The sequence below is a fragment of the Enterobacter sp. Taxon_8 genome (assembly GCF_058354585.1).
Window position 1 is genome coordinate 2,156,806 of record NZ_CM177989.1, and the last position, 24,051, is coordinate 2,180,856.

At 57.5% G+C, this 24,051-nt stretch carries 20 protein-coding genes; 6 read left to right on the plus strand and 14 right to left on the minus strand.

Going from position 1 to position 24,051, the window contains the following annotated elements; genetic code table 11:
• Positions 1–288: 288 nt before the first annotated feature.
• The gene (gene yddG, locus AC4IBF_RS10205; protein ID WP_111963630.1) at positions 289–1,167 is read right to left on the minus strand and encodes an aromatic amino acid DMT transporter YddG; all 879 of its coding nucleotides are present in this window, start codon (positions 1,165–1,167) and stop codon (positions 289–291) included.
• 221 nt (positions 1,168–1,388) lie between these two features.
• On the opposite strand from yddG, the gene fdnG reads away from it, so the two are divergent.
• From fdnG to fdnI, 3 genes are read left to right on the plus strand one after another with little or no spacing between them, the layout of a single operon-like run.
• Positions 1,389–4,436 (plus strand): formate dehydrogenase-N subunit alpha, encoded by a 3,048-nt coding sequence (gene fdnG / locus AC4IBF_RS10210; protein WP_491463290.1) that lies wholly within the window; start codon positions 1,389–1,391, stop codon positions 4,434–4,436.
• An 11-nt stretch (positions 4,437–4,447) separates the two neighbouring features.
• Positions 4,448–5,332, plus strand: a complete 885-nt coding sequence (gene fdxH / locus AC4IBF_RS10215) for a formate dehydrogenase subunit beta (protein WP_136194918.1) — start codon at positions 4,448–4,450, stop codon at positions 5,330–5,332.
• Entirely contained in the window at positions 5,325–5,981 is a 657-nt protein-coding gene (gene fdnI / locus AC4IBF_RS10220) for a formate dehydrogenase-N subunit gamma (RefSeq protein WP_136194917.1), read from the plus strand. The genes fdxH and fdnI overlap by 8 nt, the downstream gene beginning before the upstream one ends.
• A gap of 59 nt (positions 5,982–6,040) precedes the next feature.
• On the opposite strand, the gene ppk2 is transcribed toward fdnI, so the two are convergent.
• Positions 6,041–6,859 carry a polyphosphate kinase 2 gene (ppk2, locus tag AC4IBF_RS10225; protein WP_111963626.1) on the minus strand — a complete coding sequence of 273 codons (819 nt, stop codon included), beginning with the start codon at positions 6,857–6,859 and terminating at the stop codon, positions 6,041–6,043.
• Between the two features lie 338 nt (positions 6,860–7,197).
• Here ppk2 and AC4IBF_RS10230 point away from each other — a divergent pair, with 338 nt between their 5' ends.
• Positions 7,198–7,704 (plus strand): YqhG/Tai3 family protein, encoded by a 507-nt coding sequence (locus tag AC4IBF_RS10230; protein ID WP_136194916.1) that lies wholly within the window; start codon positions 7,198–7,200, stop codon positions 7,702–7,704.
• A 188-nt stretch (positions 7,705–7,892) separates the two neighbouring features.
• Entirely contained in the window at positions 7,893–9,068 is a 1,176-nt protein-coding gene (gene araJ, locus AC4IBF_RS10235; protein WP_133294483.1) for an MFS transporter AraJ, read from the plus strand.
• 6 nt (positions 9,069–9,074) lie between these two features.
• Here araJ and AC4IBF_RS10240 read toward each other — a convergent pair whose 3' ends face one another.
• The 12 genes from AC4IBF_RS10240 to AC4IBF_RS10295 all read right to left on the minus strand — a co-directional run bounded on the left by AC4IBF_RS10240 (position 9,075) and on the right by AC4IBF_RS10295 (position 23,050).
• Positions 9,075–10,166: an alkylhydroperoxidase domain protein gene (locus tag AC4IBF_RS10240; RefSeq protein ID WP_274239449.1), complete on the minus strand. Its 1,092-nt coding sequence runs from the start codon at positions 10,164–10,166 to the stop codon at positions 9,075–9,077.
• 10 nt (positions 10,167–10,176) lie between these two features.
• Complete coding sequence (locus tag AC4IBF_RS10245; protein ID WP_133294481.1) at positions 10,177–11,166, minus strand: putative FMN-dependent luciferase-like monooxygenase; 990 nt, start codon at positions 11,164–11,166, stop codon at positions 10,177–10,179.
• Positions 11,163–12,770 (minus strand): ABC transporter ATP-binding protein, encoded by a 1,608-nt coding sequence (locus AC4IBF_RS10250; RefSeq protein ID WP_325849262.1) that lies wholly within the window; start codon positions 12,768–12,770, stop codon positions 11,163–11,165. The genes AC4IBF_RS10245 and AC4IBF_RS10250 overlap by 4 nt, the downstream gene beginning before the upstream one ends.
• Positions 12,767–13,618, minus strand: a complete 852-nt coding sequence (locus tag AC4IBF_RS10255; protein WP_115875177.1) for an ABC transporter permease — start codon at positions 13,616–13,618, stop codon at positions 12,767–12,769. The genes AC4IBF_RS10250 and AC4IBF_RS10255 overlap by 4 nt, the downstream gene beginning before the upstream one ends.
• Positions 13,615–14,559, minus strand: coding sequence for an ABC transporter permease (locus AC4IBF_RS10260; protein WP_133294479.1), 945 nt, complete (start codon positions 14,557–14,559; stop codon positions 13,615–13,617). The genes AC4IBF_RS10255 and AC4IBF_RS10260 overlap by 4 nt, the downstream gene beginning before the upstream one ends.
• A 10-nt stretch (positions 14,560–14,569) precedes the next feature.
• The gene (locus AC4IBF_RS10265) at positions 14,570–16,189 is read right to left on the minus strand and encodes a TIGR04028 family ABC transporter substrate-binding protein (protein ID WP_491463291.1); all 1,620 of its coding nucleotides are present in this window, start codon (positions 16,187–16,189) and stop codon (positions 14,570–14,572) included.
• Between the two features lie 150 nt (positions 16,190–16,339).
• The gene (adhP, locus tag AC4IBF_RS10270; protein WP_115875167.1) at positions 16,340–17,350 is read right to left on the minus strand and encodes an alcohol dehydrogenase AdhP; all 1,011 of its coding nucleotides are present in this window, start codon (positions 17,348–17,350) and stop codon (positions 16,340–16,342) included.
• Between the two features lie 198 nt (positions 17,351–17,548).
• Positions 17,549–19,261: an ABC-F family ATP-binding cassette domain-containing protein gene (locus tag AC4IBF_RS10275; protein WP_491463292.1), complete on the minus strand. Its 1,713-nt coding sequence runs from the start codon at positions 19,259–19,261 to the stop codon at positions 17,549–17,551.
• Positions 19,262–19,643: 382 nt separating this feature from the next.
• Positions 19,644–21,341 carry an NAD-dependent malic enzyme gene (locus AC4IBF_RS10280; RefSeq protein ID WP_023335794.1) on the minus strand — a complete coding sequence of 566 codons (1,698 nt, stop codon included), beginning with the start codon at positions 21,339–21,341 and terminating at the stop codon, positions 19,644–19,646.
• Between the two features lie 176 nt (positions 21,342–21,517).
• Positions 21,518–21,655, minus strand: coding sequence for a stationary-phase-induced ribosome-associated protein (gene sra, locus AC4IBF_RS10285; protein WP_008501714.1), 138 nt, complete (start codon positions 21,653–21,655; stop codon positions 21,518–21,520).
• A gap of 95 nt (positions 21,656–21,750) precedes the next feature.
• Complete coding sequence (bdm, locus tag AC4IBF_RS10290) at positions 21,751–21,966, minus strand: biofilm-dependent modulation protein (protein WP_008501713.1); 216 nt, start codon at positions 21,964–21,966, stop codon at positions 21,751–21,753.
• A gap of 232 nt (positions 21,967–22,198) precedes the next feature.
• Entirely contained in the window at positions 22,199–23,050 is an 852-nt protein-coding gene (locus AC4IBF_RS10295; RefSeq protein WP_133294476.1) for a Vmh family MBL fold metallo-hydrolase, read from the minus strand.
• A gap of 110 nt (positions 23,051–23,160) precedes the next feature.
• Here AC4IBF_RS10295 and AC4IBF_RS10300 point away from each other — a divergent pair, with 110 nt between their 5' ends.
• A complete protein-coding gene (locus AC4IBF_RS10300) occupies positions 23,161–24,036 on the plus strand; it encodes a LysR family transcriptional regulator (RefSeq protein WP_136194911.1) in 876 nt (291 codons plus the stop codon).
• The last annotated feature ends 15 nt before the right edge of the window (positions 24,037–24,051 follow it).

Sequence of the window (24,051 nt, forward strand, 5' to 3'; positions counted from 1 at the left end):
GGGTTGATTTAATTTTTCAACGTCTATTTCGTATATTTCATTAAAGCTGCCAGGGCTGAATTATTGCAGGTAATGCTATCCAGAGCGTTAATATTTATCACTGACTAATTTCACTGGGTTGTCAGTTTACGTCAACTCGCTTCAGGTGGCTTTACAGAAGGCGCTCAATATAAACCGAACTTAAACAGACGCTCTATTATTATGATAAATATTCTGAGGTGCGATCACATTTTAAATTTATGTTAATTATGTTGCCGGGTTGAAATTAACCCGGCCGTTGGAGAGGCGCTATTGTCTTGTTGCGTACCAGCAGAGCAACGACCCGGCGCAGACCATCAGCGCCCCTTGCCAGAACGAGAATGAAAGGGGAGAGCTTAGCACCGCGGCGGCAAGCGCGGCAGAGAGCACGGGGGTAAAATAGGATACGGCAGCCAGAACCGTGACGTTCCCGTGCAGAATGCCAATATTCCATGCGGCGTAACCAAACCCAAGCGCGATCCCGCACATGACGAGCTTCACCACCACCGGAAGCGTGAACACCATCTCGGGCTGATCGCTCAGAAAATATTTCACCCACAGGCTTAGCGCGGTCAGCAAAACAAACAGGGTAATACCGTTTTGTCCTTTCGCAAATTTGCTGGTGACGGTGCAATAGGCGGCCCAGATAAAGGCCCCGGCAAACGCCAGCGCGTAGCTCAGAGGGCTGGAAACGACATTGCGGGTTATTTCCTCAAGGTGTAATCCTTCTTCGCCGCCCAATACCCAGCAGACGCCCAGCAGCGAAATGACCAGGCCGGGGAGCACCCACAGGGTAGACTTTTGCCCGTTGAACAAAATCGCAAATACGATCGTCAGGCTTGGCCAAAGGTAATTCACCATACCCACTTCAATCGCCTGAGCGCGCGTTGCGGCATAGCCCAGCGACAGCGCCAGACATATTTCGTAGCTGACAAATAAAACGCTGCCGGCAATAAGATAGCGGAGTGAAAACCGCCTGATATCAGGAAATCCTACCGTCACCAGACACAGTAATCCGCTGAGGGTGTAGATCATCGCCGCACCGCCTACCGGCCCAAGCCCCTCACTCACGCTGCGAATAAGGCCGACCATGGTGCTCCATAACAATATCGCCGCCAGCCCAATAAGCGTTGCTCTCTTTCTGTCCATTACTTGGTCATCGCAATAAAAATCAAAGGAAAAATGTATCGTATTACGCCTGTCGCTGTCGTGAATTATTCTCTTAAACCGTTAATCAAAAAGGGGTAATGAAATGTTCCGGGGGTGACTATTAAGGGGGGGAAGGCAGAGGACCTTGATTTGACGCAAAAAAATCAGGGGCTTTGCTGTTAGTTTGCGGCGCGAAATGTTTTCAGATAACGAGGACAACAATGGACGTCAGCCGCAGACAATTTTTTAAAATCTGCGCGGGCGGTATGGCCGGAACAACGGCAGCCATGCTGGGATTTGCCCCCAAAATGGCGCTGGCTCAGGCACGCAACTATAAGCTGCTGCGCGCTAAAGAGATCCGTAACACCTGCACATACTGCTCCGTGGGTTGTGGGCTTTTAATGTATAGCCTGGGCGATGGCGCGAAGAACGCCAGAGAAGCGATTTACCACATTGAAGGGGATCCGGATCATCCGGTGAGCCGCGGGGCGTTATGCCCGAAAGGGGCGGGGCTGCTGGACTACGTTCACAGCGAAAACCGCCTGCGCTACCCGGAATACCGCGCGCCGGGTTCTGATAAATGGCAGCGTATCTCCTGGGATGAGGCCTTCTCCCGTATAGCAGCGTTAATGAAAGCCGACCGCGATGCCAACTTTATTGAAAAGAACGCGCAGGGCGTAACGGTCAACCGCTGGCTTTCCACCGGGATGCTGTGTGCCTCTGCGGCCAGTAATGAAACCGGCATGCTGACGCAAAAGTTTGTGCGCTCTCTCGGCATGCTGGCGGTAGACAACCAGGCGCGCGTCTGACACGGACCAACGGTAGCAAGTCTTGCTCCAACATTTGGTCGCGGTGCGATGACCAACCACTGGGTTGATATCAAAAACGCGAATGTCGTGGTGGTGATGGGCGGTAACGCCGCTGAAGCCCATCCGGTGGGGTTCCGCTGGGCGATGGAAGCGAAAAACAACAACGATGCGACGCTTATCGTCGTCGATCCGCGCTTTACGCGTACGGCATCGGTGGCCGATATCTATGCGCCGATCCGCTCCGGTACGGACATTACGTTCCTGTCCGGCGTGCTGCTGTACCTGATCGAAAACAACAAAATCAACGCGGAATACGTTAAGCACTACACCAACGCGAACCTGCTGGTGCGGGATGATTTTGCCTTCGATGGCGGGCTGTTTAGCGGCTATGACGCCGAAAAACGTGAGTACGATAAAACGTCCTGGAACTATCAGTTCGATGAAAACGGCTATGCGATGCGCGATGACACCCTGACGCATCCGCGCTGCGTGTGGAACCTGCTGAAGCAGCACGTCTCCCGCTATACGCCGGACGTCGTGGAAAACATCTGCGGCACGCCGAAAGCGGACTTCCTGAAGGTGTGTGAAGTGCTGGCTTCCACCAGCGCCGCCGACAGAACCACCACGTTCCTGTACGCGCTGGGCTGGACGCAGCACACCGTGGGCGCGCAGAACATCCGCACCATGGCGATGATCCAGCTGCTGCTCGGCAATATGGGGATGGCCGGTGGCGGCGTGAACGCGCTTCGCGGTCACTCCAATATTCAGGGCTTAACCGACCTCGGCCTGCTCTCGACCAGCCTGCCGGGCTACCTGACGCTGCCGTCTGAAAAGCAGACGGATCTGCAAACGTATCTTGAGGCCAATACGCCAAAAGCGACGCTGCCGGACCAGGTGAACTACTGGAGCAACTATCCGAAGTTCTACGTCAGCCTGATGAAATCCTTCTACGGCGATGCGGCGCAGAAAGAGAACGACTGGGGCTTTGAGTGGCTGCCGAAGTGGGATCAGGCTTATGACGTCATCAAGTATTTCAACATGATGGATAAGGGCGACGTCACGGGGTATATCTGCCAGGGCTTCAACCCGGTAGCCTCTTTCCCGGACAAAAACAAAGTCGTTCGCAGCCTGAGCAAGCTGAAGTACATGGTCGTTATCGATCCGCTGGTGACCGAGACCTCCACCTTCTGGCAGAACCACGGGGAATCAAACGATGTCGATCCGGCGTCGATTCAGACCGAAGTGTTCCGCCTGCCGTCCACCTGCTTTGCGGAAGAGGACGGCTCCATTGCCAACTCCGGCCGCTGGCTGCAGTGGCACTGGAAAGGCCAGGACGCACCGGGCGAAGCGCGTAACGACGGCGAGATCCTCGCCGGGATTTACCACCGCCTGCGCGAGATGTACCGCACCGAAGGCGGTAAAGGCGCGGAGCCGCTGCTGAAGATGAGCTGGAGCTACAAGCAGCCGGATCGTCCTGAGTCAGAGGAAGTCGCCAAAGAGAACAACGGCGTGGCGCTGGCGGATCTGTATGACCCGAGCGGCAACCTGGTGGCGAAAAAGGGCCAGCTGCTGAACAGCTTTGCGCTGCTGCGCGATGACGGCACCACGGCATCGTCGTGCTGGATCTACACCGGCAGCTGGACGGAGCAGGGCAACCAGATGGCCAACCGCGACAACGCCGACCCGTCCGGGCTGGGCAACACCCTGGGCTGGGCATGGGCGTGGCCGCTGAACCGTCGCGTGCTCTACAACCGCGCATCTGCCGACGTGAACGGTAAGCCGTGGGATCCGAAACGCATGCTGATCCAGTGGAACGGGGCGAAATGGACGGGGAACGATATCCCGGACTACAGCACCGCCGCACCGGGCAGCAGCACCGGGCCGTTTATTATGCAGCCGGAAGGGCTGGGACGTCTGTTTGCTCTAAACAAGCTGGCGGAAGGGCCGTTCCCGGAGCATTACGAGCCGATGGAAACGCCGCTGGGGACAAACCCGCTGCACCCGAACGTGGTCTCCAGCCCGGTGGTGCGTATCTACGAAGACGACGTCCTGCGCCTGGGCAAAAAGGACAAATTCCCGTACGTGGGAACGACCTACCGCCTGACCGAGCATTTCCATACCTGGACCAAGCACGCGCGGCTTAACGCCATCGCGCAGCCGGAACAGTTTGTGGAGATAAGCGAGACGCTGGCGAAGGCGAAAGGCATTGCCAACGGCGATCGCGTGAAGGTGAGCAGCAAGCGCGGCTTTATCCGCGCGGTGGCGGTGGTCACCCGCCGCCTGCAGTCGCTGAACGTGCACGGCCAGCAGGTGGAAACCGTCGGTATCCCGCTGCACTGGGGCTTTGAAGGGGGGGCGCAGAAAGGCTACATCGCCAATACCCTCACGCCAAACGTCGGGGATTCCAACTCGCAAACGCCGGAGTACAAGGCGTTTCTGGTCAACATCGAGAAAGCGTAAGGAGCGATTCAATGGCGATGGAAACACAAGACGTTATCAAACGCTCCGCGACTAACCCGATAACGCCCGCGCCCCGCGCGCGGGACTACAAGGCAGAGGTCGCCAAGCTTATCGACGTCTCCTCCTGCGTGGGCTGTAAGGCCTGCCAGGTGGCGTGCTCGGAGTGGAACGACATCCGCGACGAGGTGGGGCACTGCGTTGGGGTCTACGATAATCCGGCGGATCTGAGCGCCAAATCCTGGACGGTGATGCGTTTTAGCGAAACCGACCAGAACGGCAGGCTGGAGTGGCTCATCCGCAAAGACGGCTGCATGCACTGTGAAGATCCGGGCTGCCTGAAGGCGTGCCCGTCTGCCGGCGCGATTATTCAGTACGCCAACGGGATAGTCGATTTCCAGCAGGACAACTGCATCGGCTGCGGGTACTGCATCGCGGGCTGTCCGTTTAATGTCCCGCGACTCAATAAAGAGGATAACCGGGTATACAAATGTACCCTGTGCGTGGACCGCGTCAGCGTCGGGCAGGAGCCTGCCTGCGTGAAGACCTGTCCGACCGGGGCAATCCACTTCGGCACCAAAAAAGAGATGCTGGACGTGGCGCAGGCGCGGGTCGACAAGCTGAAAGCACGAGGTTACCAGAATGCGGGCGTTTACAACCCGCAGGGCGTGGGCGGTACGCACGTGATGTATGTGCTGCACCATAGCGACCAGCCCGAGCTGTACCACAACCTGCCGAAGGATCCGGCGATCGATACCTCCATTAACCTCTGGAAAGGGGCGCTAAAGCCTCTATCCGCGGCGGGCTTTATCGCCACCTTCGCTGGGCTGATTTATCACTACATCGGTATCGGACCAAACAAAGAGGTGGACGAGGACGAGGAGGAACACCATGAGTAAGTCGAAAATGATAGTGCGCACAAAGTTTGTCGACCGCGCCTGTCACTGGACGGTAGTTATCTGCTTCTTCCTGGTGGCGGTGTCGGGGATTTCATTTTTCTTCCCGACCCTGCAGTGGCTGACCGAAACCTTCGGTACGCCGCAGATGGGGCGCATTCTGCACCCGTTCTTCGGCGTGCTGATTTTCGTGGTGCTGATGTTTATGTTCGTGCGCTTCGTCCACCATAACATCCCGGACAAGCAGGATATCCCGTGGGTGAAAGGGATCGTCGAAGTCCTGAAGGGCAACGAGCACAAAGTCGCGAAGGTGGGGAAATACAATGCCGGGCAAAAGATGATGTTCTGGACCATCATGAGCATGATTTTTGTGCTGCTGGTGACCGGGGTAATCATCTGGCGACCGTATTTTGCGCACTATTTCCCGATACAGGTGATTCGCTACGCGCTGCTGATCCACGCCACGTCGGCCATCATTCTGATTCATGCCATCCTGATCCACATGTATATGGCGTTCTGGGTAAAAGGGTCAATCAAAGGGATGATTGAAGGGAAGGTGAGCCGCCGCTGGGCGCAGAAACACCATCCGCGCTGGTATCGTGATGTGGAACGGCTGGAAGCGAAACAGGAAAGCACGGAAGGATTGAAGTAAGACCTGCGCCGTCGGCTCTGCCCGGCGGCGCTGCGCTTGCACGGGCCTATTCTTTTAAATCAGAACCGCTCTTCCACATAGCGGAACGGGTATTTTGTGGGTTTGACTTTGCCGATTTTGCGCTTCGGTAAATCCACCTTGTCGACGTGAATTTCTTTATACGGTATCTGCGAAAGCAGATGCGAAATAATATTCAGGCGCACGCGTTTTTTATCCTCTGAACGCGCCACAAACCACGGCGCCCAGGCGGTATCGGTGGCTTCAAACATGGCGTCGCGCGCAAGGGTATACTCATCCCACAGGTTAAAGGATTTAATATCCATCGGTGATAGCTTCCAGATTTTACGACCATCGTTAATACGGTCGCGCAGGCGCCGCTCCTGCTCTTTCGGCGTCACCTCCAGCCAGTACTTCAGCAGGATAATTCCGGCATCGACCATCGCTTTTTCCATAACCGGCGCGCCGTCCAAAAATTTCTCCGCCTGTTCCTCCGTGCAGAACCCCATCACCCGTTCCACGCCCGCGCGGTTATACCAGCTGCGATCGAAGATCACGATTTCGCCAGCCGAAGGCAGGTGGGGCACATAGCGCTGGAAGTAGAGCTGGCTTTTTTCCTTTTCCGTCGGGGCAGGGAGCGCAACAACGCGAAACACGCGCGGGCTGACGCGCTCGGTGATCGCTTTAATGGTGCCGCCTTTGCCTGCACCATCGCGTCCTTCAAAAACAATACACACTTTTAACCCTTTGGCGACGACCCACTGCTGGAGCTTAACCAGTTCGACGTGCAGGCGGCGGAGCTCTTTTTCATACTCTTTGGTCTTAAGCGGTGCATTCGATACGACATCAACAGCGACGGGGGCTTTCTTTTTACTTCCCATAATTGTCATCCTCAGGTTGTCCGGTGCGGAAAAAGCGAGGCCGCACTATGAAGTGTAATCCACCTGATATTATGCGTATTGTTTTTAGGTAATTAATGTCACGACACTTTTTTAAGCAGATACAGAGGTATTAACGAAGGTGCTTAGCACCTGTTTCCCTATGCAGATGCAATAAAATCAGCACATTTAATCCCACGCTCTATATGTGGTTAATGTGATAATTTCATTCTTATTTACTTAAAGGAACTAAGAATGAGTTGGAATAAAGACGCTGGGGTTTCTTATCTCCTTCACACGCTCTGGGGTGCTCTCATAGTGAATGTGCTGAGGATGCACTGATGAAAAGAATATTTTTATCATTCGTTTTGTTGCTGGTGGGATGTAGTTCGGCTGCCAATCAAGAACGTAGCGCACAAGACGCTACTGAATCATTTTATAAATCCTATCTTTCCGTATTCGGCAGCGATGAAGCCAGGCCTTATCCTGCCGACGAACTGCGTAAATATGTTTCTGCTGATACGATTGTTCGCATTAATACCATTCAGGAAATCTCTGAACAAGAGTTAATAGAGTCTGACTATTTTACGTATGCCCAAGATTATTCTCGTGAATGGATACCTGCGTTACGAGTGGAAAACGCCAGACCATTTTTAAACGGTGAAGCAGTCCAGGTTATTGAAGGGGCGGGTAACGGGAGAAGCATTCACCTGGAGGTATTTCTTCGTCGTGAAGATGATGCATGGAAAATTTACCGCGTTCGTGACGTAACGAACAATCACGAGCACCCAATTTTCAATGCTGGCGCGATTACACGCGCTAAAGCAGCGGCAGAAAGCACACCGTAAAAACCAGACCTTAAACCCTTTAAAGCCCTGACGCCTGCCGGGGCTTTTTGTTTTCCATTGCCCCGTGTCGCGGTTGGAGAAAACTCCTGAATTAATGGATTAACCTGCCAGCCAGCTGATTTGAACTGGCTCACCATACAAGATTATTCAATAATGCCCGCTGCGAGTGATTAACCCGTGGTTGAGGCATGAAAAAGACAATATTTTCGCTGGCGCTTGGCACATTTGGCCTGGGCATGGCCGAATTTGGCATTATGGGCGTGTTAACCGAGCTGGCGCATGACACCGGTATTTCGATTCCCTCCGCCGGGAATATGATCTCGTTTTACGCCTTCGGCGTGGTGATTGGCGCCCCGATTGTGGCGCTTTTCTCAGGCAGGTTCTCCTTAAAAACTACGCTGCTGTTTCTGGTTGCCATGTGCGCGGTTGGGAACGCTCTGTTTACGTTTTCTACGTCATATTTCTGGCTGGCGACCGGGCGCTTGATTTCCGGTTTCCCGCACGGCGCCATTTTTGGCGTCGGGGCGATAATCCTCTCCAAAATTGCGCCGCCGGGGAAGGTGACGGTCGCGGTGGCCGGGATGATCGCCGGGATGACCGTGGCCAACCTGATGGGCGTTCCGCTGGGGACCTGGCTCGGGCACCAGTTCAGCTGGCGTTATACCTTTTTCCTGATAGCCCTGTTCGATGCGCTGGTGATCCTCTCGGTGCTGATCTGGGTGCCGGACATTCATGACAAATCAGAAATTAAACTGACCGAACAGTTCCAGTTCCTGAAGAAACCGGAGCCCTGGCTGATTTTTGCCGCCACCATGTTTGGTAACGCCGGTGTGTTCGCGTGGTTCAGCTTCGTTAAGCCGTTTATGGTCAACGTTTCTGGCTTTTCCGAAGGCATGATGACGATCATCATGATGCTGATGGGCCTTGGCATGGTGTTGGGCAATCTGCTGAGCGGCAAGCTCTCGGGGCGTTTTAGTCCGCTGCGCATTGCGGCCACCACCGACATGGTGATTGTCGCCTCGCTGCTGCTGCTTTTTGCCTGTGGTGAACTGAAAACGGCCTCGCTGGTGATGGGCTTTATCTGCTGTGCCGGTCTGTTCGCGCTCTCTGCGCCGCTGCAGATCCTCCTTCTGCAAAATGCGAAGGGCGGCGAGATGCTGGGGGCGGCCGGAGGGCAGATGGCGTTTAATCTCGGCAGCGCGATCGGGGCGTACTTTGGTGGGATGATGATTACCCTCGGCTTTAGCTGGCGCTACGTCACGCTGCCTGCGGCGATACTCTCGTTCTCGGCCATGAGCGCGCTGTTGATCTACGGTTACCTGCGGGCCAGACGGGCTCAGGCTAACGCTCACGCGCTAGCCTGATCGAATTCAGGCAAGCCAGGGCTCACCCAGGGTCAGCATCAGTCGGTTCGCCCAGGCGAAGAACGCGGCGGACTGCACCAGGTCAAGCTGGGCTAAGGTGTCCAGCCCCTCTTTTTCAAGCGCGGCAAGGTGCAGCGGCGTGGCGGCAGGAGGCGTAACCGATAGCGCCGCCGCAAAATTGATCTCCGCCTGCCAGCGCGCAGATTGTCCCTCGCTCAGGGATTGTCCTGGACGCACGGCCAGCAGGGCCTCTACCGCAGCGTCATCCTTTGACAGCTGGCTGGCTTTCCGCGCATGGACAGATGCGCAGTAGATGCAGCCGTTAATTTTACTGGCGACCGTTGCGGCCAGCTCGCGCTCGGCGCGCGGCAATCCTCCCGGCGTATAAAAAATCCCTTTATCCGTTAGCGTGCGCTGTTCAAGCACCGGCAGGTTGCGGCCCAGCAGGCGGAAATAGTCGGAATCGGTGTGGCCAAACTTCGCCAGGATCGCAACCTCGTCATCACGAAAATCCGCCAGCGGTTTGGCGGCGATCCACGGTTCCCAGCCCAGTTCCTGCTGGGTGAAGGCGACGGGAGCCGCCTTGCCGGTGGCCGTGGTTGCGGTCGTGTGCCAGACGCCTGCCGCCACCGGGGCATCGCTTGTGGCGACTGGCCTGTCGTTCAGCAGCCGCAGCCCGGCAATCAGTCGGCTCTGGAAGCTGACAAAGGCGATCAGCTGCGCCAGGGTCACGATACCTTCTTTGCTCCATCCCGCCTGGGACAGCGCCTTTAACGATGCGGGCGTGGCTTCGACGGGGGAGAAGGTCAGCAGGCGCGCGAAGTTCAGCGCCGGGGTCAGACGGTCGGAGGTCGGGTCCGCCAGGCCAAACCCCGCATAGTGCGCGGCCAGCGCCTCCGCGTTGTGCCACCTGGCGACTTTTGCCGCGACGGCGAAGCGTTCGTCCAGCGCAAAATCGCTGTCCTGCTGGGTAAATAAGATTTCGTAGCTGCCCTGCGCGTGTCTCGTGGCGGCGTCCCGCGTGGCGCGCGCCTCTGCCAGAGGGGAACCGGGTTTAATTTCCGCCAGCTCGGCGAGAATGTCGTGACTTAATGACATAGGTGTCTCCTCAAAGGATGTGGGGGGCAATATGTTCGGCGATCAGTTCGATAGAGCGCAGCGTGTCGCGATGGGTGGGCTCGACCGAATGGACCTGGAATGAGATGTCCGTGGCGCGCCGGAGAACGGAATCGGCCTGCAGCGAACGCAGCACCGTCTCGGGCGAACCGATGTGGGCGTCGAACTGGCGACGAAAATCTGTGACGGTGTCACCTTTAACCGCGTGTCCGGCAGCGCGATGCTGCTTTGCCTGTTTCGTGAGGCCCGGCGTCGCAACCTTCAGCGCATAGTCATCGCTGTCGGCGACGAACGCGGTACGTGAGGCAAGAATGCGCGGTGCGATGCCCGCGGGCAGCGCCTCAAGGTAGGCATCCACAATCGGGTTCTGGATCGCGTCGAGCGGTAAATCCAACTGGTCTGCCGGGCGCGGCTGCGTGCGGGAGAGCATTAAACCGTGTCCGGCCCGCGCGGCGCGAACGGCACCGTCGACGGAAAAGGTGGCAATCCAGATCCGGTCAGCCAGCTGTGGTGCAGGCGGGTAAAGGTGGTTATCCGGATGGGTGAGCGAATCCCCGCGCCAGGCGCTCTGGATCACATGTAGATGGTCGGCAAAGGCCGCGCCGCGCTGTTCAAAAGTCAGTCCGAACGGCAGGAAAGAGGTCGGCGTGCCGCCCGAACCAAAACCGACTTCGAGACGTCCATCGGCGAGTAAATCCAGCACCGCGGCATCTTCCGCCACACGCAGCGGGTTTTCCATCGGCAGGGTAATGATGGCCGTACCCAGCCGAATGGTTTCGGTATGCGCCGCAACGTGGGCCAGAAACAGCAGCGGCGACGGCAGGCCGCCTTCATTCTCATGGAAGTGGTGCTGAGCAATCCAGGCGCTGTCAAAACCGTGGCGTTCGGCGTGGCGGATCTGTTCGGTTGCCAGACGATAGCGCTCCTTCGGCGTGGCGTCGTCAAGCAGGCGGGTGAAAAATCCCAGGCGTTTTCGCGTCATGCGAACTCCTCCGTAGCGGGTGAAAAATGGGGAATGGCAGCAATCAGCTCGCGGGTATAGTCGTTCTGTGGCGACGTGAATAAGGTTTCGACGTCGCCCTGTTCGACCACCTGACCGCTGCGCAGCACCGTGACGCTGTGGGCGATCCGGCGAACGGTGGAGAGATCGTGCGTGATGAACAGGTAGGTTAATCCCAGCTGCTGCTGTAACTGCTGAAGCAGTGCCAAGATCTGCGCCTGCACGGTGACGTCCAGCGCGGAGGTGGCTTCGTCCAGCACCAGAATAGTCGGCTCCAGAATCAGCGCCCGGGCGATGGCCACGCGCTGGCGCTGACCGCCTGATAGCTCCCTGGCGGTGCGGGTCAGGAGTTCGACGGGCAGCGCAACCCGCTGCGCCACGGTTTCCACTAGCACCTTTCGCTCAGCCTTCGCGAGGCGGGAAAAGTTCTTCAGGGGCTCTTCGATGATGTCAAACAGCGTCTGACGCGGATCGAGAGAGGCGAACGGGTTCTGGTAAACAAACTGGATCTTCTGGCGCAGCTGACGACGGGCCTCGCGGCTGAGGGCGGTGGCATCAATGTCATCAATAATGACCTGTCCGCTGTCGGCCTGTTCAAAACCCAGCAAAATACGGGCGAGGGTGGTCTTCCCCGAGCCGGATTCACCGACCAGCGCATGGGTGCTGCCGCGCCTGACGTCAAACGTCACCCGGTCCAGCGCCTGAAGCTGATGATCTTTGCCCAGCGAGAACCGTTTGCTGATGGCGCGGGCGCGAATGGCCGGTGACGCGAGCGGCAGGCCGGCTACCGGGGCGATGGTCAGGCGCTGGCCCTGGAGATCGCTCAGCAGCTGGCGGGTGTAGGCGTGCTGCGGCGTGCGAACGATGTCGGCGGTGTCGCCGTGCTCCTGAACCTCACCATGGCGAAAAACCAGCAGCCTGTCCGCGCGCTGAGCGGCCAGCGCCAGATCGTGGGTGACAAACAGAACGGCAGTACCCGATTCCCGGCGCAGGATATCCAGCAGATCAAGAATGCGTTTTTGCACCGTCACGTCCAGCGCGCTGGTGGGCTCATCGGCAATGATGACGTCCGGACGCAGCGCTATCGCGATGGCAATCAACACGCGCTGTTTCATTCCGCCGGAGAGCTGGTGCGGATACTGCTTCATGCGCTGTTCGGGGTGGCTCAGGCCGACCTTTGTCAGCAGGGCAAGCACCAGCTCGTCGCGTTGGGCGCGAGTCACCTTATGGTGCAGCTGAATAATTTCCCCGACCTGACCACCGATCGTCTTCACCGGGTTGAGTGAATTACCCGGATCCTGCGGAACCAGGCTGATTCGCGCCCCGCGCAGGGTATCGAGACGCTTCGCTGACCACCGGCTAATCTCCTCGCCGTTGAGCACGATTTTCCCCGCATCGCGACGGGCGTTATCCGCCAGCAGGCCAATGATCGCCTGTGCCGTGGTCGTTTTGCCGGATCCGGATTCGCCGACAAACGCCAGCATTTCCCCTCGCTTGAGGGTAAAGCTGACGTTATGCACCACCTCGCGCCACTGGCGCGCGGTACGGTAGCTGATGGTCAGGTTTTCTACCGAGAGTACGGTCATTTCAGGCCTCCGCTGAACTGCTGGCTGATACGGTTGGTGGCAAGCACGACGGCGATGACGACCACGCCGGGGAAGGTGGTTAACCACCAGGCGGTAGAGAGATAGTTACGGCCTTCGGCGATCAATAAGCCCCATTCCGGCACGGGCGGCGGGGTGCCGTAGCCGAGAAAGCTCAGCGTTGAAAGGGCCAGGATAGCCTGACCAAACTGCAGCGTGGCAAAGGCAAGGACGGCGGTTAAGGCGTTGGGCAGGATGTGTCGCCACAGCACCGCCAGGAACGTCCCGCCGCTGCCAAACGCCGCCTCGACGTAATCCGTATGGCGGATGCGCACCACTTCACCGCGCGCGAGGCGGGCGAAGCTGGCAATGGAGGCCACGCCGACGGCAATGGCGGCGTTAACGGTGCCAAACCCGAGCAGAATAATAACCGTCAGCGAGAGCAGCAGTGACGGAATGGACAACAGCACGTCGACAAAACGCATCAGGAAAGACTCGACGCGTCCGGCGAACGCTCCGGCGATGACCCCCAGACCTGTGCCGACCACCAGCCCCATCGTGACGGCGGCGAGCGCCGCGCTCAGGGAGTGGGACGCACCGTACACAATACGGGTGTAAACATCGCGGCCAAGCTGATCGGTGCCGAGCCAGTGTCCCGCCTGCGGCGCCAGACGTTGCGCTCCGGCGATGCCCTCAATCGGGCTGTAGTGGGTTAACAGGCCGGGCGCCACGGCGGCGAAAATCGCAATGATAATTACCGCCCATGCCAGCCACAGTCCGGGCTGCCACGCGACGCCCTGCCAGCCGGGAACGCGTTTTCGCGCGGCGGCAGCGTAATCGACCAGGCTCATGATGCACCTCCGGTAACAGTTTGCAGACGGGGATCCAGCAGCGGCATAAGCAGGTCCACCAGCAGGTTGATCAGGACAAAACCGAGGGCGGAAATCATCACTACCGCCTGAAGTACGGCAATATCCTGGTTATTCACCGCCTGCTGGGTCAGCTGCCCGAGCCCGCTGCGGCCAAAAACGGTTTCGGTGATCAGCGCCCCGGCAATCAGCTCGCCCAGCAGCAGCCCGGCAATGTTCAGGACAGGCAGCAGGGCGTTGCGGGTCACGTGACGCCACAGCACGGCGGTTTCACTCAGCCCTTTGGCCCGGGCTACGGCAACAAACGGCTGCGTCGCCACCTGGTCGAGGCTGCGCATCAGGATTTGTGCCAGCGGGGCGGAGATCGGGATCGCGACGGTCACGATCGGCAGGATCAGCCCCTGCAGCGGCGTCGGGTTAATCACCGGGATCAGCCGCAGCTGAAAAGAAAAGAGCTGGATGAGGGCAATCCCCAGCCAGAACGTGGGTAAGGAGATAAACAGGACCGGCAGAGACTGGAGGGTATTGCTCAGCCAGCGCAGACCCGGCAGACGCGACGCAAAGGCCAGCGCAAACGCCAGCAGAACCGCGAGTAAAAAGGCGGGCAGGGCGAGGCTCAGGGTATCCGGCAGATTGCTGGCAATCAGCTCGCTGACCGGCACCCCGGCCTGTAACGAATAGCCGAAATCCCCGAGCAGCATCGCCAGCAGCGTATGGCCGTATTGCTGCCACAGCGGGCTGTCCGCGCCGTAGGCCACTCGCATCTCCTCAATTTGCGCCGGGCTTAAGCCCAGGTCCGGGTTCTGAAATTTAATCAGCACCGCGTCGCCCGGCAGCACCTGGAGCAACACGAACGAGAGGGTAAAGGCGGCCCACAGTACCAGCAGCCCGTGCCCAAAGCGTTGAAGAAGTGCGTGGCGCATCGTCAGCTCCTCAGTGTTTCTCAATCCACGCGCCGTAGAACGACGGGCGGCCGACCGCTTCAAAATTGACGCCTTTTAGCCACGGCGCACCGGCAAAGACCTGCGGCTCCTCGAAAATTGGAATGACGTAGGCGTTATCCAGCAGGTAGCGCTGGGCGTCGCCGGTCAGCTGCAGGCGTTTTTGCGGATCGATCTCTGAGGAGATATTTACCAGCAGCGCATTCAGCTTGTCGTCACGGAAGCTTTTGACCTTGTCGCTGGAGCCGCCTTTTTGCAGCAGCGCGTCGCGGTTAGCGGGGTAGAACATGCTTTTCACCACGTCCGGATCGGCGCGTCCCACTTCGGAGACGGTTAACGGGGTTTTCAGCGGATCAAGGTTATCCAGCGTGCGGCTGCCAGCGTCACCAGCCTTCACGCTCAGCGCCACGCCCACCTGTCGCCACTGCTGGGCAACCAGCTGCAGCACCTCTTTGTTTTGCGGCTGCGGCAGGGATTCGTACACCGTCAGCGCCAGCCGCTGGCCGTCTTTGGCGCGGATCCCGTCGCTGCCCGCTTTCCAGCCCGCCTCGTCCAGCAGCTGGTTGGCTTTTGCCGGGTCAAAGGTCAATTTGTCGCTGAGATCGACAAAACCGGCGGCGGAATCGGCAATCACCGACTTCGCCTGCGGATAGTTGGCCGAGAAGAGGGTCTCGACCACCTGTTTTGCGTTGGTGGCATGCAGCAGCGCCTGGCGCACGCGAATATCGGAGACTAGCGGGTTATCCGGGCGGAAGCTGATGCTGTCGTTCACCCCGCGCGTTGGGGCGGCGTAGATTTTATAGCCCTGGTCTGTCGCCTGCTTTTCGTCATACGCCTGGACCTGGCGAATAAAGTCGGCCTGACCGGCCAGCAGGGCGCCGACGCGCACGCTGTCTTCCTGGGTCACGATAAACTTGATGCCGTCCAGATTGGCCGGCCCCTGCTGCGCCAGGTTTTTCGGTCCCCACTGGTAGTCCTTACGCGCTTCCAGCGTCACTTCGCGACCCAGCTTCTCGTCCTTCACCACAAACGGGCCAGAGCCAATGATATGCCGGGCGTCACCCAGCTCTTCAAAGTTGCGCTTCAGCGTGCTGAGCGAGACCAGGCCCGAGCCAATCGTGGCGGTGCCCTGCAGGAACCCCGGCGACGGTTTTTTGAAGTAGAACTTCACGGTCAGCGGGTCGACCACTTCGCTGCGATCGTAGTTATTGATCACTTCTGACACCGGCAGGCGCTGCGCTTTGTTGCCTAAGCCGTAGGTATCAAAGTTCTTCGCTACGGCGTTGGCGTCCAGCGGCGTGCCGTCGGAGAAGGTGATGCCGGGACGCAGCTTAAATGTGTATTCGGTTTTATCGGCGTTGGTGGTCCAGCTTTCGGCTACCCAGGGCTCCACCTGTAACGTTTTCGGGTTCTGCCACGTCAGTTTGTCGGTGATCTGGTTCAGAATGCCGCCGTTCGGGTAGAAGCCGCCGGCAGGCGGGTAAAGGTTGGTATGCGCCTGTTGCTCCAGATAAATCAGAGTGCCGCCTTTGACGGGCGCATCTGCTGCCCACGCTGCGGTGGTCGTCAGAATCAGCGCCGTCAGCAGCGGCAGACGAAATGGGGTTTGCATGGTGAATTCCTTTGTTATCTTCTTGTTAGCGTCGGATTCATCATCGGGCGCGGGGGAAAACAAGGGAACAAAGGAATTAAGATAAGGATTGCCGGAAAATGGCTATAAAAAAACCGCCCCTGTCAGGAGCGGTAATTGAACGGTGGGTGATTATGAACGCAGGTCAATCACCATACGGCCACGGATCTGGCCCTGTTCCATCTCTTTAAAGATGGCGTTGATGTCCTCGATAGGACGCATCGTGACTTTCGGCACGACCTTGCCTTCAGCGGCGAACTGGAACGCTTCCTGCAGATCCTGACGGGTGCCAACCAGCGAACCCACCACCTGAATACCGTCCAGCACCAGGCGCGGAATGTCCAGGCTCATCGCTTCCGGCGGCAGGCCAACGGCGACCACGCGGCCACCGGCACGCACGGCATCTACCGCCGAGTTGAAGGCCGCTTTTGCGACGGCGGTGACGACTGCAGCATGCGCGCCGCCGGTTTTCTCCTGCACAATTTTAGCGGCATCTTCGCTGCGGGAGTTGATGGTGAGATCCGCACCCATGCTGGCCGCCAGCTTCAGCTGTTCGTCGTTAACGTCAAGCGCGATGACTTTGGCGTTAAAGACGTTTTTGGCGTACTGCAGCGCGAGGTTGCCCAGACCGCCCAGACCGTAAATCGCAATCCACTGGCCTGGTTTGATTTCGGACACCTTCACCGCTTTGTAGGTGGTGACCCCGGCGCAGGTGATGCTGCTGGCCGCCGCCGAATCCAGACCGTCCGGCACTTTTACCGCATAATCCGCGGTGACGATGCACTCTTCCGCCATGCCGCCGTCAACGGAGTAACCGGCGTTTTTCACGTCACGGCACAGGGTTTCGTTGCCGGTATTACAATATTCGCAGTGCCCGCAGCCTTCAAAGAACCAGGCCACGCTTGCGCGGTCGCCGACTTTCAGCGATTTCACGCCTGGGCCGACTTCTTTTACGATACCAATCCCTTCATGGCCCAGGATAACCCCGGTTTTATCGCCAAAATCACCGTTCTTCACGTGGAGGTCGGTATGGCATACGCCACAGCACTCCATCTTCAGCAGAGCTTCCCCGTGCTTTAGCGGGCGCAAGGTTTTTTCGGTGACATTAACCTGATGATCCTGAGTGACAACAGCAGCCTTCATGTGTATCTCCTTGTTCATGATGAGTATCTGCATAGCAGGTGTAATACTCCTCAAGGATTAGTGGTTTGGCGCTGTAATGCAAGGCAACGGCAACATAATGTCATTATTTAATCCATTTTCAGAATAAGAATACGGCGTTCCTCTAATAATTTAGGGGGAAAATACTGGCCCGGCGAGAGAGACTCGCCGGGCGCAGACTTACAGCTGTGCTTCTATCTCCTTAATCTCTTTACGCCATTGAGCCTGCAGCTGCGGCTTTTGATGCTTAGGCTTACGCGCCAGATCGTCTTCCAGCAGCGTTTCCAGTGCGACCAGCCGTTCGAGCAGATCGTCATACGGCGAGGATTGAACCGCCGAAGCGGTGATAGCTGGTGCGGTGGATGTCACCAGCCCCGCGCTTTCACGCAGACGCTCAAAGACCGCTTCTGCATCGTGCCACTCGCTCAGCTTTTCCTCTTCAATCAGCCAGAAACGGTTACAGCTTTGGCTAATTAACTGTCGGTCATGGCTGACCAGCAGAACGCCGCCTTCAAACTGCTGAAGGGTTTGCGCCAGCGCCTCTTTGCCTTCCATGTCGAGGTGGTTAGTTGGCTCATCCAGCATCAGCAGGCTGTAGCGGGCAAGCGTCAGGCCCACGAACAGCAGGCGCGAACGCTCACCGCCGCTGAGCGTGCTGACGCTTTGCCCGTGGCGGGACCACGGGAACCCGGCGCTTATCAGGGCCATTTTGCGATTCTGCGGATCCGGTGCGAAAGGCTCCAGCGCGTCGAGAAGCGTGGCGTTGTCTGCAAGCTGATGAAGCGTCTGGTCGTAGTAGCCAGGCGACACGCGCGGATGGATTTTCAGCCCGCTTTCCGCCGGTTCATCCGTAAAATGTCGCCAGATAAGCTTCATCAGTGACGATTTGCCGCAGCCGTTACGACCAACAATCGCCACGCGATCGCCGCTTTTCAGCCGCGCCGTTTCGATGTTAAACAGCGGCGGTAGCCCAGGCGCGGGCGGGACGCCGAGGTTTTCCATCTCCAGTAGACGGTCCGCCCGCAGCGCGTCGCCGCGCAGGATTAGCGTCCACGGGCTGCCCGCCGTGAGCGCGGTCTGGCTCTCTTTGAGCCGTTCGACCTGTTTTTCCATCTGTTTGGCTTTGCGGGCCAGGTCTTCGTTGTCGTAAACCTTGCCCCAGGTCGCCAGACGTTTGGCGCTGGCGGTTACGCGGTCGATCTCCTTTTGCTCCGCCTTGTGGCGCTGCGCGTCGCTTTCATCTTTGGCGTCAAGAGCCTGGCGTGCCGCCGTGCAGGGAAGGGCAAAGTAGTGCAGCGTTTTATCACGCAGGATCCAGCTGCCGTTGGTGACGGCATCCAGCAGCTGTCTGTCATGCGAGACCAGCACAAAGCTGCCCGACCAGTTCTGTAGGAAGTGTTCCAGCCAGAGCATGGTCGGCAGGTCAAGGTGGTTGCTGGGTTCATCGAGCAGAAGCAGGTCTGGCTCGTGAATCAACGCCCGCGCCAGCAGCAGGCGGGTGTGCTGTCCGCCGCTCAGCGTGGAGGATTGCAGCAACATATCCTGCGGCGTGAAGCCCATGCTTGCCAGCAGCGTTTCGGCTTTCCAGCGCAGGCTGTCCCGTTCAGTTGAGGGCAACTGGGCCAGGACGGCATCCAGCATGGTCAGCGGAAAAATAGCGTCCGGGAGATGTTGCTCCACCCGCGCCATCAGGCAGTGCCCGGCCAACGCTACCGTTCCGGCCGCAGGGGAGTCCGTGCCGTCCAGCACCTTCAGCAGCGTACTTTTGCCGCAGCCGTTGTCGCCCAGCAGACCAATGCGGTCGCCTTTTTTCAGCGTAAAGGAGAGTGAGTCGAAGAGCGTGCCAAACGCCGTATCAACGCGTAAAGATTGTGCAGTGAGTAAAGTGCTCATTGTTGCTTACCCAAGAGTTACAGGCATGTTTATGCCTCGTCAAACATCGCTGACGATAACTCAGTAAGCCCGAGAGAAGGGATTTCAGGGGTTGGTGTCTTCGCTCAAGCAGAAGTTATCGCAGCACGATACCGATAACGCTTGAGCTGGTGCGATCGCCAAATGTATGTGAAACATTGAAAATTTCACGATACAGCATAATTGGCCTCCTTATATATTCAGTGGGTTAATGGATGAATGGAGTGTAGCGGGGGAAAAGGGGTTTGGCTAGTGGGTATTCGATGGTGCGGTCTGTTGCCCTCACCCTGACCCTCTCCCACAGGGAGAGGGAAAACACCCGGCCCGTAGGCCCGGTAAGCGAAGCGCCACCGGGCGGAGCGGATTAAATCGACGTACGGCGATAGCTGCGGTATTCAGGCTTCCAGAAGTTGTCGTCGATGGCCTGCTGCAGCGCGTCGGCAGAGGTTTTCACCGCCACGCCCTGCTGCTGCGCCATTTTACCTACCGCGAAGGCGATTGCACGCGACACCTTATGTATGTCCTTCAGCTCCGGCAGCACCAGCCCTTCACCGTTGTTGACCAGCGGAGAGTAGCCCGCGAGGGTTTCGCTCGCCGACATCAGCATCTCATCGGTAATGCGGGACGCGCCGGAGGCGATGACGCCCAGTCCAATGCCCGGGAAGATATAGGAGTTGTTGCACTGCGCAATCGGATAGGTTTTATCCTTCCACACCACCGGGTCGAACGGACTGCCGGTCGCAACCAGCGCGTTACCTTCGGTCCAGGCAATGATGTCCTGCGGCGTTGCTTCCACGCGGGAGGTCGGGTTGGAAAGTGGCATCACGATAGGGCGCTCGCAGTGCTTGTGCATCTCGCGAATAATCTCTTCGGTGAAGAGACCGGTTTGCCCGGAAACGCCGATCAGAATATCCGGCTTCACGTTGCGCACCACGTCCAGCAGGGAAAGGACTTCGTTGTCGGTATCCCAGTTTTTCAGGTTTTCGCGTTTCTGCACCAGCTTCGTCTGGAACGGCAGCAGGTTCGGCATGCCGTCGGTCAGCAGGCCGAAACGGTCAACCATAAAGACGCGGGAGCGGGCCAGCTCTTCGCTTAAGCCTTCGCGCTGGGTCTGGGCGATAATCTGCTCGGCAATACCGCAGCCCGCAGAGCCTGCGCCCAGGAAGACGATTTTCTGGTAGCTCAGCTGGCTGCCGGCTGCGCGGCTGGCGGCGATAAGCGTACCCACCGTCACGGCCGCGGTGCCCTGGATATCGTCGTTAAAGGAGCAGATCTCATCGCGATAGCGGTTCAGCAGCGGCATCGCGTTTTTCTGCGCGAAGTCTTCAAACTGCAGCAGAACGTCCGGCCAGCGGTGCTTCACTGCCTGGATGAAGTCGTCGACAAACTGATAGTACTCGTCGTCGGTAATACGCGGATGGCGCCAGCCCATATAGAGCGGGTCGTTTAGCAACTGCTGGTTGTTAGTGCCGACGTCCAGCACGACCGGCAGGGTATACGCCGGGCTGATGCCGCCGCAGGCAGTATAGAGAGAGAGTTTACCGATGGGGATCCCCATCCCGCCAATGCCCTGGTCGCCGAGGCCGAGAATACGTTCGCCGTCGGTCACCACAATTACTTTGATATTGTGGTTCGGCACGTTCTGCAGAATATCGTCCATGTTGTGACGGTTCTGATAGGAGATGAATACCCCGCGGGAGCGACGGTAGATCTCTGAGAAGCGCTCGCAGGCCGCACCCACTGTAGGGGTGTAGATCACCGGCATCATCTCTTCGAGATGGTTCTGCACCAGGCGATAGAAGAGGGTTTCGTTGGTGTCCTGAATGTTGCGCAGGTAAATGTGTTTGTCGATTTCAGTTTTGAAACCCTGATACTGGATCCACGCGCGCTCTGCCTGTTCTTCAATGGTTTCAACCACTTCCGGCAGTAAACCCAGCAGGTTAAAGCTGCTGCGCTCTTCCATACTGAAGGCGCTGCCTTTGTTGAGCAGGGGGAATTCGAGTAAAACCGGTCCTGCGTATGGGATGTATAAGGAACGATGTTTTTTCAGTTTGTTGTCCATGTCACTCACTCTTTTTATGAAGATCCGTCCCTGACACTGCTGTTTGTCATCTTTCTGGCCTGTGCGATGGGATGCGGTCCGACGGTATTATAAAGGAGCTAAATATTAATTACCGCAACACATAAACAAAAACACCACCGGGATTACCGATGGTGTTCTGGATCTCAGTCTGAAACTTACTTGCCGGCGTGGCGTTTTCTGCCGGTGGCGTGCGTGACCTGCGTTTCGTGGTCGCCTTCAATCACCACTTTACGCTGATTCGAAAGCTTGTAGTTCAGTCCCAGAATATGGCGTGCCTGACGGTTTGATTTCATGTTAACTCCTCAATCCTGTTGATAGTTTTAAGGACCAGTTTGCTTACGCAAACGAAATGTAACCCCTTAGGTTGCAGATCCAGCTTAGCAGGTTTTTACAAGGGTGCGTTTTGCCCACTGACGACGTAGTTAATGGTCTGCTGGTAGATGTCACTGAGGATGTCATTATCTGTGGATTCCACCCACCTGGTCAGTTCCATCAAAATGTCATCTTCAGTCACAGCACCGTGCTCGGCGTGAAGACCCTGCGCAATCGCGTTAACGAGTTCAGGTTGTGCTGCTGCGGTATTAGCCGGGTAATAAGTAAACATGCTGCCTCCGTGTCGTTTTCTGTTTAATGGTACGGCTCGCAAAAAATTTAATTCATAAACAGAATGGCAAATATTTTCCCGGTTGTGGTTCAGATTCATCTTAGAAATAAAAATGACATAAGTGCATGCTTTTATGCGCTTTTGAAATGTGGGGGTTAATCGAAGTGCTGTTGAGAGGATATTATAACGGTGCTCCTGCTATCACGAAAATATAGCAGGAGCAGAATTTAAATTACCACTTCATTTCGCCAGTATTCACCTTAGCGCTTAATTCCAGCGAGCTCTCTTCGACCAGGTTTGGATATTGTTTTTTCAGGGTGCTGATGACGCCCGCAGAATCTTTATGTGCCGATAACGCCTGTTCAAAATGCTGCAGATAGTCGCGGGTAAAATCAATCGCCCCTGTCCCGGCTGGCGGGGTACCCAGATAGTGACCCGGAATCACGCGCTCGGGTTTGTGCGCCGCCATGTTCACCAGCGTTTCCTGCCACTGCTTGCGGCTTTCCGCCGTCTGGGTGTCTGCCGTCCAGACGTGAATACCCCAGGCTACCCCGGTGCCGCCGAGGATCGTTTTCGCTGACGGGATCCACACATAGGCCGCGTAGCTGTCAGGCTGTTCTATGTCGATCTTCTCACCGTCAACCATAAACGTGGTGGAGGCGAGCACCTGCGGGACGACCAGCTCGGTCGGTGCGCCGTCTTTCATCTGTGGACCCCAGAAGGCGAGCTTGGCGTCTTTGGTGGCCTTGATGTGGTCAACCACGTGCTGCGTGGCCACCACTTTGGCGTTCGGGAAGGCTTTGACCAGCGGCTGCAGGCCAAAATAGAAGTCCGGATCGCCGGAGGTGATCACAATCTTATTCAGGGTTTTACCGCTGCGGCGAATTTTCTCTACCAGCGCTTCGCCATCCTTCACGCTGAACTGCGCGTCAAACAGTACGGCTTCTTTCGGGCCGGAAACCAGCGTGGAGGAGACAGCGAAAATGCCTTTCTCCTGCGGATTATAGGTGTCAATGGTCAACGGCGCGGCAAAAACAGCGGGTGTGAAAAGGGTGGAAAGCAGGGCAAGGTGAGTGAATTTCATGCTGTTGTCTCTGTTGTTCAGGAATGTCTTTATTGTACGGATATTTGCATTTGCCAGAATTCCTGAAACAAGACATGCTTAGTTTCATAAATCGAGCAAATGGAGCTTATATGGATCGCGTTATTGCCGCTCAGGTTTACAACCGGATATGCGAGCTGGGGAGTTTGAGCGCTGCAGCCCGCGCGCTGGGTATTTCCCGCCCGATGGTCAGCCGATACCTTGAACAGATGGAGAAATGGGCGGGCACGCGGCTGGTAAACCGCTCCACGCGCAAGCTGACGCTGACCGCGGCTGGCGAAAAGGTGTTGCAAAAAACGCGGACGCTCTCGCAGATCTCACAGGAAATTGAAGGCCAGTCGGAAAAAGATCTGCCGTCCGGCACCCTGCGGGTGGCCTGCGCGCACTTTACCGCAATGCATCTGATTGCGCCGGTGCTGCCCGGTCTGCTCTCGCGCTACCCGCAGCTGCGCATTGAGCTGGACGTGAACAACCACCCGATAAGCCTGGTGGGAGAGCGCATTGATGTCGCCGTACGTATTACCGATAACCCTGAACCCGGCATGATTGCCCGCCGGCTGGGGGAGTGCCGCTCGGTGCTCTGCGCCTCGCCGGCGTATCTGGCACAGCACGGTACCCCCGTCAGCCCTGAAGAATTAGCGCAGCACAACTGTCTGCACTACAGCTTTTTTGCCGGGCAGTCCTGGCACTTCCTGACGCCAGAAGGGGAAAGCCTGAGCGTGGCCGTCAGCGGCAACCTGAGCGCCAGCATCTCTTCACTGTTGATGGACGCGGCGATCAAGCACTGCGGTATTGCCATGCTGCCGGAGCGCGAGGCGCGTGCCGCGCTGGATCAGGGATTGCTGGTACCGATACTGGAGGCGCTGGAGCCGAAACCGCTTGCCATCCATGGCATTTATCAGTCACGGGAATATCAGCCTGCCGCGCTGCGCGTGTTTCTCGACGAACTGGCCCGCTACCTGGCTTAAGAGTAGGGTTTACGG

What these genes read in the sequence shown, in the direction of transcription:
- adhP (WP_115875167.1), bottom strand. Translation starts at nt 17,350, where the DNA reads ATGAAGGCTGCTGTTGTCACTCAGGATCATCAGGTTAATGTCACCGAA.
- ppk2 (WP_111963626.1), bottom strand. Translation starts at nt 6,859, where the DNA reads ATGGGAAGTAAAAAGAAAGCCCCCGTCGCTGTTGATGTCGTATCGAAT.
- AC4IBF_RS10260 (WP_133294479.1), bottom strand. Translation starts at nt 14,559, where the DNA reads ATGCGCCACGCACTTCTTCAACGCTTTGGGCACGGGCTGCTGGTACTG.
- AC4IBF_RS10265 (WP_491463291.1), bottom strand. Translation starts at nt 16,189, where the DNA reads ATGCAAACCCCATTTCGTCTGCCGCTGCTGACGGCGCTGATTCTGACG.
- fdnI (WP_136194917.1), top strand. Translation starts at nt 5,325, where the DNA reads ATGAGTAAGTCGAAAATGATAGTGCGCACAAAGTTTGTCGACCGCGCC.
- bdm (WP_008501713.1), bottom strand. Translation starts at nt 21,966, where the DNA reads ATGTTTACTTATTACCCGGCTAATACCGCAGCAGCACAACCTGAACTC.
- AC4IBF_RS10230 (WP_136194916.1), top strand. Translation starts at nt 7,198, where the DNA reads ATGAAAAGAATATTTTTATCATTCGTTTTGTTGCTGGTGGGATGTAGT.
- AC4IBF_RS10300 (WP_136194911.1), top strand. Translation starts at nt 23,161, where the DNA reads ATGGATCGCGTTATTGCCGCTCAGGTTTACAACCGGATATGCGAGCTG.
- fdxH (WP_136194918.1), top strand. Translation starts at nt 4,448, where the DNA reads ATGGCGATGGAAACACAAGACGTTATCAAACGCTCCGCGACTAACCCG.
- AC4IBF_RS10255 (WP_115875177.1), bottom strand. Translation starts at nt 13,618, where the DNA reads ATGAGCCTGGTCGATTACGCTGCCGCCGCGCGAAAACGCGTTCCCGGC.
- AC4IBF_RS10250 (WP_325849262.1), bottom strand. Translation starts at nt 12,770, where the DNA reads ATGACCGTACTCTCGGTAGAAAACCTGACCATCAGCTACCGTACCGCG.
- AC4IBF_RS10275 (WP_491463292.1), bottom strand. Translation starts at nt 19,261, where the DNA reads ATGAGCACTTTACTCACTGCACAATCTTTACGCGTTGATACGGCGTTT.
- AC4IBF_RS10245 (WP_133294481.1), bottom strand. Translation starts at nt 11,166, where the DNA reads ATGACGCGAAAACGCCTGGGATTTTTCACCCGCCTGCTTGACGACGCC.
- AC4IBF_RS10280 (WP_023335794.1), bottom strand. Translation starts at nt 21,341, where the DNA reads ATGGACAACAAACTGAAAAAACATCGTTCCTTATACATCCCATACGCA.
- sra (WP_008501714.1), bottom strand. Translation starts at nt 21,655, where the DNA reads ATGAAATCAAACCGTCAGGCACGCCATATTCTGGGACTGAACTACAAG.
- AC4IBF_RS10295 (WP_133294476.1), bottom strand. Translation starts at nt 23,050, where the DNA reads ATGAAATTCACTCACCTTGCCCTGCTTTCCACCCTTTTCACACCCGCT.
- AC4IBF_RS10240 (WP_274239449.1), bottom strand. Translation starts at nt 10,166, where the DNA reads ATGTCATTAAGTCACGACATTCTCGCCGAGCTGGCGGAAATTAAACCC.
- yddG (WP_111963630.1), bottom strand. Translation starts at nt 1,167, where the DNA reads ATGGACAGAAAGAGAGCAACGCTTATTGGGCTGGCGGCGATATTGTTA.
- araJ (WP_133294483.1), top strand. Translation starts at nt 7,893, where the DNA reads ATGAAAAAGACAATATTTTCGCTGGCGCTTGGCACATTTGGCCTGGGC.